The organism is Stenotrophomonas sp. 22692 (genome assembly GCF_052045015.1).
Lineage (GTDB): Bacteria > Pseudomonadota > Gammaproteobacteria > Xanthomonadales > Xanthomonadaceae > Stenotrophomonas > Stenotrophomonas geniculata.
In genome coordinates this window covers 1-8,220 of the sequence record NZ_JBQEMR010000067.1, presented here as the reverse complement: position 1 = coordinate 8,220, position 8,220 = coordinate 1, and the positions used below count along the sequence as shown (strand labels likewise).

Sequence of the window (8,220 nt, the reverse complement as noted above, 5' to 3'; positions counted from 1 at the left end):
CCCCCCCCCCCCCCCCCCCCCCCCCCCCCCCCCCCCCCCCCCCCCGCCATCCCACAGGAAACCCGCTTCTGCTGTTGCTGTTGCTGTTGCTGTTGCTCCAGCTCGCAGCAGGCGCAGGGCTGCAAGCCCTGCCGATCAACACCCTGCTTACGAACGGCTGACGTGACGCTCATGCCCCATGCGCGAGGCTGTCTGCTTGGCTGTTCGAGTGGAGGTGGCAACAGTGCACTGGCAAAGCGCACAGGCCTACGCATGGCCGTTGGGATTGGCAGCAGTAGTGGGTGGCATCGGCGCGTGGCTGATCCTGTGGATCTACCATCGGCTGAAAGGGCGTGATCGCCGGCGTGCGCGCATCGGTCGTGTGCTCGGGCTACCGATGGCCACTGCATGGCCGCTGCTGCTGTTGATTCCCGCGTTGCAGGCCACACCGCTGCAGGATCCGTTGCTGGGCAATCTGCAGCATGTGCTGCACATCGCGCTGACCGCGTGCTTCATCTGGTTGCTTGTACGCGCGGTGGCGGCCGGTGAGCGCGCGATCCTGCGCAGCCATCCCATCGATGTCTCCGATAACCTGGAGGCGCGCCGCATCCAGACGCAGACGCGGGTGCTCAGTCGTGTACTGATGGGCGGCATCGTCGTGCTGGGCGCGTCGTTGGTGCTGCTGACCTTCCCGATGGTGCAGAAGATCGGTACCGCGCTGCTGGCCTCGGCGGGCCTGATCGGTCTGGTGGCCGGTATCGCGGCCAAGCCGGTGTTCGGCAACCTGATCGCTGGCCTGCAGATTGCAGTGACGCAGCCGATCCGCCTGGATGACGTGGTGATCGTCGAAGGCGAATGGGGCCGCATCGAGGAGATCGGCAGCAGTTACGTGGTGGTGCGCATCTGGGATGAGCGGCGGATGGTGGTGCCGTTGACCTGGTTCATCGAGAACCCGTTCCAGAACTGGACGCGGCGCAGTGCCGATCTGCTCGGCACTGCGTTTCTGTGGCTGGACTACCGGGCGCCGATCGCGGCGATCCGCGCCGAACTGGAGCGCATCTGTCGTGGCGAAGCGCTGTGGGATGGCCGGGTCTGCGTGACCCAGGTGACCGAGACCAGCGAGCGTGCGATCCAGGTGCGACTGCTGGTCAGCGCGCGCAGCTCCGGTGATGCCTTCGACCTGCGTTGCCTGGTGCGCGAGCGCATGCTCGACTTCCTCGCGCGTGAGCATCCGCAGTCGCTGCCGCAGGTGCGTGCGCGGCTGCAACACGAAGACGAGCTGGATATGCCGCGCGGCCCACGTGCGCGCACCGCGGATGTGCGTTCGCCTGGCGCGGAGGATGGTGAAGCGGCGATCGTGCCGGCGGAGCCTGACCAGCCTCTGTAGAGCCGGGCCATGCTCGGCCGCTTTCGATTTTCCGGTGAAGCCGAGCGTGGGCTCGGCTCTACAGAAACACGATCACGGCTCGCCGGCGTCGATCAATGCATCGGTATCGAAGTGCGGCGGGCGCCGTGCGCGGGTGCGCTGCTCGTAGGCGTAGGCCATTTCGATCAGCTTCGGCTCGCTCCAGGCGGTGCCCATGAACAGCAGGCCGACTGGCAGGCCATCGATCTGGCCCATCGGCACGGTCAGGCTGGGGTAACCAGCGACGGCAGCGGCGCTGTAGCTCTCGCCGGGGAAGTCGTCGCCTTCGCTGCGGATCGGCCATGCCACACCGGTGGTGGGTGCGACCAGCGCGTCGAGCTGGTGGGCGGCGAGGGCGGCGTCGATGCCTTCCGGGCCGGCCAGGCGGCGCGCATCGCTGCGCGCGCGGATGTAGGCGGGGTCGGCCAGGCCAGCAGTGGCATCGGCCTCTACCAGCAGCTCCTGGCCGAACAGGCCCAGTTCCTGCTTGCTGTGCGCCTGGTTGAAGGCAATCAGTTCGGCCAGGCTGCGCAACGGCGCGCGGTGGGTGCTGAAGTAGCGCTCCAGCCCGGCCTTGAATTCGTACAGCAGCAGCGTGCGCTCGGCTTCGGCCCAGGCGCCCTGGTTGGGCAACTCGACGGGGACCACGACGGCACCAGCGCGACGCAGCTCGGTCGCTGCCTGATCGATCAGCGGCGGCATGCCGCGGTACTTCAGCAGCGGCGTCTGCAGCAGGCCGATGCGTTTGCCGCGCAGGCCCTGCGGGTCCAGGCGTGCGGTGTAGTCGTAGACCGCGCGGCCGGGCATGGTCGCGGTGGCCGGGTCGGCATCATCGCGGCCGGCGATCGCGGTCAGCACGGCGGCAGCGTCGGCGACGCTGCGTGCCATCGGCCCGGCAGTGTCCTGGCTGAAGGAGATCGGGATGATGCCGTCGCGGCTGACCAGGCCGACGGTTGGCTTCAGGCCGACCACGCCGTTGATCGCCGCCGGGCAGACGATGCTGCCATCGGTCTCGGTACCGATCGCCACGCTGGCGAGGTTGGCGGCCACGGCCACCGCGCTGCCGCTGCTGGAGCCACAGGGCGAATGACTCAGCCGATAGGGATTGCGGGTCTGGCCACCGCGCGCGCTCCAGCCGGAGATGGAGTCATTGCCGCGGAAATTGGCCCATTCGCTCAGATTGGTCTTGCCCAGCACCACCGCACCGGCTTCGCGCAGCCGGCGCACCAGGTAGGCATCGTCCGGACGGAAGCCCTGCAGGGCCAGTGAGCCGGCGCTGGTGGCCATCGGCGCGGCGTTGATGTTGTCCTTCAGCAGCAGCGGGATGCCATGCAGCGGGCCGCGCAGGCGTCCTTCGCGGCGCTCGCGGTCGCGCGCGGCGGCTTCCTTCAGGGCATCGGGGTTGAGCTCGATCACTGCGCGCAGGCGCGGCCCGGTGCGGTCCAGGGCGGCGATGCGCTGCAGGTAGGCCTGGGTCAGGGTGGTGCTGTCCAGTTCACCGGCGGACATTCGCGCCTGCAGGTCGGCAACATCGGTTTCGGCGTACGGGAACGGCACGTTGCGGCTCGCAGGTTCGGCCGCATGCGCGCTGGGCGTGGCCGGGCTGCAGCCAGCCGAAAGCAGCGCCGGCAGCGCGGCGAGCAGGCAGGTCAGCAGAGGCGGCAAGGACGGGCGCATGGGGCGGCTTGGTCGGCTCCAATCCCCAGTGTAGCGGGTGCTCAGCGGTGACGCTTGCGCAGGTCGCGGGCGAGGACGTAGACCACGATCAGGTTGATCGCCAGGATCGTCCACGACGGCCAGCCGGGATGGCGGATGATCGCGAAGATGTCGAACGGCAGGTACAGGGCGGCGGTCAGGCAGCCCAGCCAGGAAGCCCAGGCCTTGGCCCGCCACAGGCCCCAGGCCTCAACCAGGTGCAGCAGGCCGTAGCCGATCATCCCCGCCGCGGCCAGGTGGACCGCGTCGGGGCTGATCATGTGCAGCAGCGAGGGCAGGGTGCCATGGTCCGGATCCAGGCTGAAACGCCGGATCAGGGCCATGATGCCGTGCCGTAGCGGCTGCGGTCCGAGCACTTCCAGCCCGGTGGCGGCCAACAGCGCCAGCATCGCCTTGCTCGCTTCGAGCAGGGCGATGACATGGAGACCCGGATGCCGGTGTGGATCCGGGTTGTAGCCGCTCCGGTTCACGGGGTGCTGGCTCAGCCGCCGCGCGAAGCCTTCTTGCGGTCGCTTTCGGTCAGGAACTTCTTGCGCAGACGGATCTCCTTCGGGGTGATCTCGACCAGCTCGTCGTCTTCGATGAAGTCCAGGGCCTGTTCCAGCGAGTACTTGATCGCCGGGGTCAGCTGGATCGCATCGTCCTTGCCCGAAGCGCGCATGTTGGTCAGCGGCTTGGTCTTGATCGCGTTGACGGTCAGGTCGTTGTCCTTGGAGTGGATGCCGACCAGCTGACCTTCATACACGTTGTCGCCTTCAGCTGCGAACAGCTTGCCGCGTTCCTGCAGCGGGCCCAGCGAGTAGGCCGGCGTGGTGCCCGGCGCATTGGCGATCATCACGCCGTTGATGCGCTTGGCAATCGCGCCCTGTTCCTTCGGACCGTAGTGGTCGAACACGTGGAACAGCAGGCCCGAACCCTGGGTCAGGGTCTTGAACTCGTTCTGGAAGCCGATCAGGCCACGGGCCGGGATCGAGTATTCCAGGCGCACGCGGCCCTTGCCGTCCGATTCCATGTTCTTCAGCTGGCCCTTGCGGGTGCCCAGCTTTTCCATCACGCCGCCCTGGTGGATTTCTTCGATGTCCACCACCAGCTGCTCGATCGGCTCCATCATCTGGCCGTCGATTTCCTTGATGATCACTTCCGGGCGCGACACGGCCAGCTCGTAGCCTTCGCGACGCATGTTCTCGATCAGCACCGACAGGTGCAGTTCGCCACGGCCGGAGACCAGGAACTTGTCAGCGTCTTCCAGCTGCTCGACCTTCAGGGCCACGTTGTGGACCTTTTCACGGTCCAGGCGGTCCTTGATCTGGCGGCTGGTCAGGAACTTGCCACCGGACAGGTCCTTGTTGCCGGCGAACGGCGAGTTGTTGACCTGGAAGGTCATCGAGATGGTCGGCTCGTCGACGGTCAGCGCCGGCAGGGCTTCCGGGAAGTCCGGCGCGCAGATGGTGTCGGAGATGGTCAGCTCCTGGATGCCGGAGATGGCCACGATGTCGCCGGCCTCGGCCGAATCCTGCTCGATGCGCTCCAGGCCCATGAAGCCCAGCACCTGCAGCACCTTGCCGTTGCGCTTCTTGCCTTCACGGTCGATGACCGCGACCTGCATGTTCTTCTTCAGGGTGCCGCGCTGGATGCGGCCGATGCCGATCACGCCCACGAAGTTGTTGTAGTCCAGCTGGCTGATGCGCATCTGGAACGGGCCTTCCGGGTCCACTTCCGGACGCGGCGCGTGCTGCATGATCGCTTCGTACAGCGGGGTCATGTCGCCGTCGCGCACGGTGTCTTCCAGGCCGGCGTAGCCGTTCAGGCCCGAGGCGTAGACGATCGGGAAGTCCAGCTGCTCGTTGGTCGCGCCGAGCTTGTCGAACAGGTCGAAGACCTGGTCGATCACCCATTCCGGACGGGCGCCCGGACGGTCGACCTTGTTGACCACGACGATCGGCTTGAAGCCCATCGCGAAGGCCTTCTGGGTCACGAAGCGGGTCTGCGGCATCGGGCCGTCCATCGCGTCGACCAGGATCAGCACGGTGTCGACCATCGACAGCACGCGCTCGACCTCACCACCGAAGTCGGCGTGGCCGGGGGTGTCGACGATGTTGATCCGGTTCTTGATGCCGGTCTTCTTGTCTTCCCAGGTGATGGCGGTGTTCTTGGCCAGGATGGTGATGCCGCGTTCCTTTTCCTGGTCGTTGCTGTCCATCACGCGCTCGGCGAGGACGGTGCGCTCGGACAGGGTGCCGGACTGCTTCAGCAGCTGGTCGACCAGGGTGGTCTTGCCATGGTCGACGTGGGCGACGATGGCGATGTTGCGAAGATTTTCGATGGACATACGAAAGGGGGCCAGTCGGCGCCGGATTTGGAAAAAGAAGTCCAACATTATACGTCGAACTTGACGATTCGCGAAAAGGTGGATTTCACGCCGGTCATGGGGCCCATTCAGCTGGCTGTCCGCAGCGGCGGCCGAGGCCGCCAGGACCGTCGTGTGGGGCTCCCCCGCCGGCGGCTGAAGCCCGGATCTGCGCCCATGGTCGAAGCCGCCGCCGCCACGAGGCAGGTGTAAACTAGGTGGCTAGACGCGTTCCCCTCTGCATCAAGGATCTTCATGTCCCTCATCGCCACTTTCGACACCACCCAGGGCCCGATCAAGGTCGAGCTGTTCGCCGACAAGGCGCCGCTGACCGTGGCCAACTTCGTGAACCTGGTCAAGCACGGTTTCTATGACGGCCTGATCTTCCACCGCGTGATCGCCGACTTCATGATCCAGGGCGGCTGCCCGCAGGGTCGTGGCACCGGCGGCCCGGGCTACAAGTTCGAAGACGAGAAGAATGGCGTGAAGCACGAGGTCGGCTCGCTGTCGATGGCCAACGCCGGCCCGAACACCAACGGCAGCCAGTTCTTCATCACCCACATCAAGACCGACTGGCTGGACGGCCGCCACACCGTCTTCGGCAAGGTCCTGGAAGGCCAGGCCATCGTCGATTCGGTCAAGCAGGGCGACGTGATCCATTCGATCACCCTGGAAGGCGACGTCGACGCCGTGCTGGCCGCCCAGGCCGAGCGCGTCGCGGAGTGGAACAAGCACCTCGCCGCCTGATCCCCCTTCGAGACGGCCACCCACGGGTGGCCGTTTCCCTGTTCCCCGCCGCCCGCCAGGCCAGCGTGGCCACGCCCGCGGCGTTCCATCAAACGCTTGCAAGCAAGAGGAAACCCCCATGAAAGCACCCGTTCGTGTTGCCGTGACCGGCGCCGCCGGCCAGATCGGTTATGCCCTGCTGTTCCGCATCGCCTCCGGCGAAATGCTGGGCAAGGACCAGCCGGTCATCCTGCAGCTGCTGGAACTGCCGGTCGACAAGGCCCAGGCCGCCCTGAAGGGCGTGATGATGGAGCTGGAAGACTGCGCCTTCCCGCTGCTGGCCGGCATGGTCGGCACCGATGACGCCGAAGTCGCGTTCAAGGACGCCGACATCGCCCTGCTGGTCGGCGCACGTCCGCGTGGCCCGGGCATGGAGCGCAAGGACCTGCTGCTGGAAAACGCCAAGATCTTCACCGCCCAGGGCGCAGCGCTGAACAAGGTCGCCAGCCGTGACGTGAAGGTGCTGGTGGTCGGCAACCCGGCCAACACCAACGCCTACATCGCCATGAAGTCGGCGCCGGACCTGAAGCCGGAAAACTTCACCGCCATGCTGCGCCTGGACCACAACCGCGCGCTGAGCCAGCTGTCGACCAAGCTGGGCAAGCCGGTCGGTGGCATGGAGAAGCTGGTCGTGTGGGGCAACCACAGCCCGACCATGTACCCGGATTACCGTTTCGCCACCGCCGATGGCGCATCGATCGCCGATGCGATCAACGACCAGGAGTGGAACGCCAACACCTTCATCCCGACCGTGGGCAAGCGCGGCGCGGCGATCATCGAAGCCCGTGGCTCGTCCTCGGCTGCTTCGGCCGCCAACGCTGCCATCGACCACGTGCGTGACTGGGTGCTGGGCAGCAACGGCAAGTGGGTCACCATGGGCGTGCCGTCCGACGGTTCCTACGGCATTCCGGAAGGCGTGATCTTCGGCTTTGCAGTGACCACCGAGAACGGCAAGTACACCCTGGTCAAGGATCTGCCGATCGACGACTTCAGCCAGAAGTACATCGACAAGACCCTGGCCGAGCTGGAAGAAGAGCGCGCCGGCGTCGCCCACCTGCTGGGCTGATGCAGGCGGTACCGGCTCCGGCCGGTACGTCTTCCATCAAGGTAGGTACCGACCGCTGGTCGGTACGCAGAAAACGGGGAAGCTTCGGCTTCCCCGTTTTTGTTTGGACGGATACGGAGCCGCATGATCCACCTGCACTACATCGACGACGCGCTGCTGGTGGCCGAGAAGCCGGCCGGCCTGCTGTCCGTGCCCGGCCGCAGCGCCGAGAACCAGGACTGCGTGGTCGCGCGCCTGCAGGCGCTGTACCCGGATGCGTTGACGGTGCATCGGCTGGATCAGGTAACCTCCGGCCTGCTGCTGCATGCGCGAGGCAAGGAGATGCAGGCCGCATTGTCGATGCAGTTTGAGCAGCGCCAGGTCGGCAAGCGCTACGAAGCCGTGGTGCAGGGAGTGCTCGAAGGTGATGCAGGCGAAGTGGACCTGCCATTGATCGTGGACTGGCCGAACCGGCCGAAGCAGATGGTCGACCATGAGCGCGGCAAGCCGGCGCTGACGCGTTGGAGCGTGCTGGCTCGTGATGTTGAAGCGCGGCGCACGCGCGTGGAACTGGAACCGATCACCGGCCGCAGCCATCAGCTGCGCCTGCACATGGCCAGCCTCGGCCATCCCATCGTCGGCGACGTGCTGTATGGCGCGGCACCGGCGCAACGCGTGCATCTGCATGCGCGCAGCCTGCGGTTCACGCATCCGCTGACGGGCGAGGCGCTCGCGTTCGAGTCCGCGGCTCCGTTCTAGGGGTTCGGCAGGGCTTGCAGCCCTGCACCTGCTACGAGTCAGAGCAACGTCAACGTCAACATCAAAGGCGGGTTATCCGTGGGTTGGCGGGACGGTGTCGGAGTGCGGGGGCGCCGCAAGTACTTCCCTGTAGGCTTGGCAGCCGCATCCATGCGGCTGACACCCCGCACTCCGACACCGCCC

Annotated in this window: 7 protein-coding genes; 4 read left to right on the top strand and 3 right to left on the bottom strand. The window is 66.5% G+C overall.

All coding sequences use genetic code 11. The features are described from left to right. The first annotated feature begins 178 nt into the window (after positions 1-178). Positions 179-1,366, top strand: coding sequence for a mechanosensitive ion channel family protein (locus tag ACTJJM_RS20875; RefSeq protein WP_265330694.1), 1,188 nt, complete (start codon positions 179-181; stop codon positions 1,364-1,366). A 72-nt stretch (positions 1,367-1,438) separates the two neighbouring features. Here ACTJJM_RS20875 and ACTJJM_RS20870 read toward each other — a convergent pair whose 3' ends face one another. The 3 genes from ACTJJM_RS20870 to typA are packed head-to-tail and all read right to left on the bottom strand — an operon-like array spanning position 1,439 to position 5,429. Next, on the bottom strand, positions 1,439-3,061 hold the full coding sequence (locus ACTJJM_RS20870) for an amidase (RefSeq protein WP_019336447.1): 1,623 nt from the start codon (positions 3,059-3,061) through the stop codon (positions 1,439-1,441). Between the two features lie 41 nt (positions 3,062-3,102). Further along, positions 3,103-3,570, bottom strand: coding sequence for a DUF2127 domain-containing protein (locus ACTJJM_RS20865; RefSeq protein ID WP_049411409.1), 468 nt, complete (start codon positions 3,568-3,570; stop codon positions 3,103-3,105). A gap of 11 nt (positions 3,571-3,581) precedes the next feature. Beyond that, positions 3,582-5,429, bottom strand: a complete 1,848-nt coding sequence (typA, locus tag ACTJJM_RS20860) for a translational GTPase TypA (RefSeq protein ID WP_010483969.1) — start codon at positions 5,427-5,429, stop codon at positions 3,582-3,584. 273 nt (positions 5,430-5,702) lie between these two features. Between typA and ACTJJM_RS20855 the strand changes: the two genes are divergently transcribed. The 3 genes from ACTJJM_RS20855 (at position 5,703) to ACTJJM_RS20845 (ending at position 8,037) form a co-directional block, all read left to right on the top strand. Then, positions 5,703-6,194 carry a peptidylprolyl isomerase gene (locus ACTJJM_RS20855; protein WP_004153629.1) on the top strand — a complete coding sequence of 164 codons (492 nt, stop codon included), beginning with the start codon at positions 5,703-5,705 and terminating at the stop codon, positions 6,192-6,194. A gap of 118 nt (positions 6,195-6,312) precedes the next feature. Continuing rightward, complete coding sequence (locus ACTJJM_RS20850) at positions 6,313-7,299, top strand: malate dehydrogenase (RefSeq protein ID WP_004153634.1); 987 nt, start codon at positions 6,313-6,315, stop codon at positions 7,297-7,299. Positions 7,300-7,422: 123 nt separating this feature from the next. Next, positions 7,423-8,037 carry an RluA family pseudouridine synthase gene (locus ACTJJM_RS20845; RefSeq protein ID WP_440865945.1) on the top strand — a complete coding sequence of 205 codons (615 nt, stop codon included), beginning with the start codon at positions 7,423-7,425 and terminating at the stop codon, positions 8,035-8,037. Positions 8,038-8,220 lie beyond the last annotated feature (183 nt).

What these genes read in the sequence shown, in the direction of transcription:
- ACTJJM_RS20870 (WP_019336447.1), bottom strand. Translation starts at nt 3,061, where the DNA reads ATGCGCCCGTCCTTGCCGCCTCTGCTGACCTGCCTGCTCGCCGCGCTG.
- ACTJJM_RS20855 (WP_004153629.1), top strand. Translation starts at nt 5,703, where the DNA reads ATGTCCCTCATCGCCACTTTCGACACCACCCAGGGCCCGATCAAGGTC.
- ACTJJM_RS20845 (WP_440865945.1), top strand. Translation starts at nt 7,423, where the DNA reads ATGATCCACCTGCACTACATCGACGACGCGCTGCTGGTGGCCGAGAAG.
- ACTJJM_RS20875 (WP_265330694.1), top strand. Translation starts at nt 179, where the DNA reads ATGCGCGAGGCTGTCTGCTTGGCTGTTCGAGTGGAGGTGGCAACAGTG.
- typA (WP_010483969.1), bottom strand. Translation starts at nt 5,429, where the DNA reads ATGTCCATCGAAAATCTTCGCAACATCGCCATCGTCGCCCACGTCGAC.
- ACTJJM_RS20850 (WP_004153634.1), top strand. Translation starts at nt 6,313, where the DNA reads ATGAAAGCACCCGTTCGTGTTGCCGTGACCGGCGCCGCCGGCCAGATC.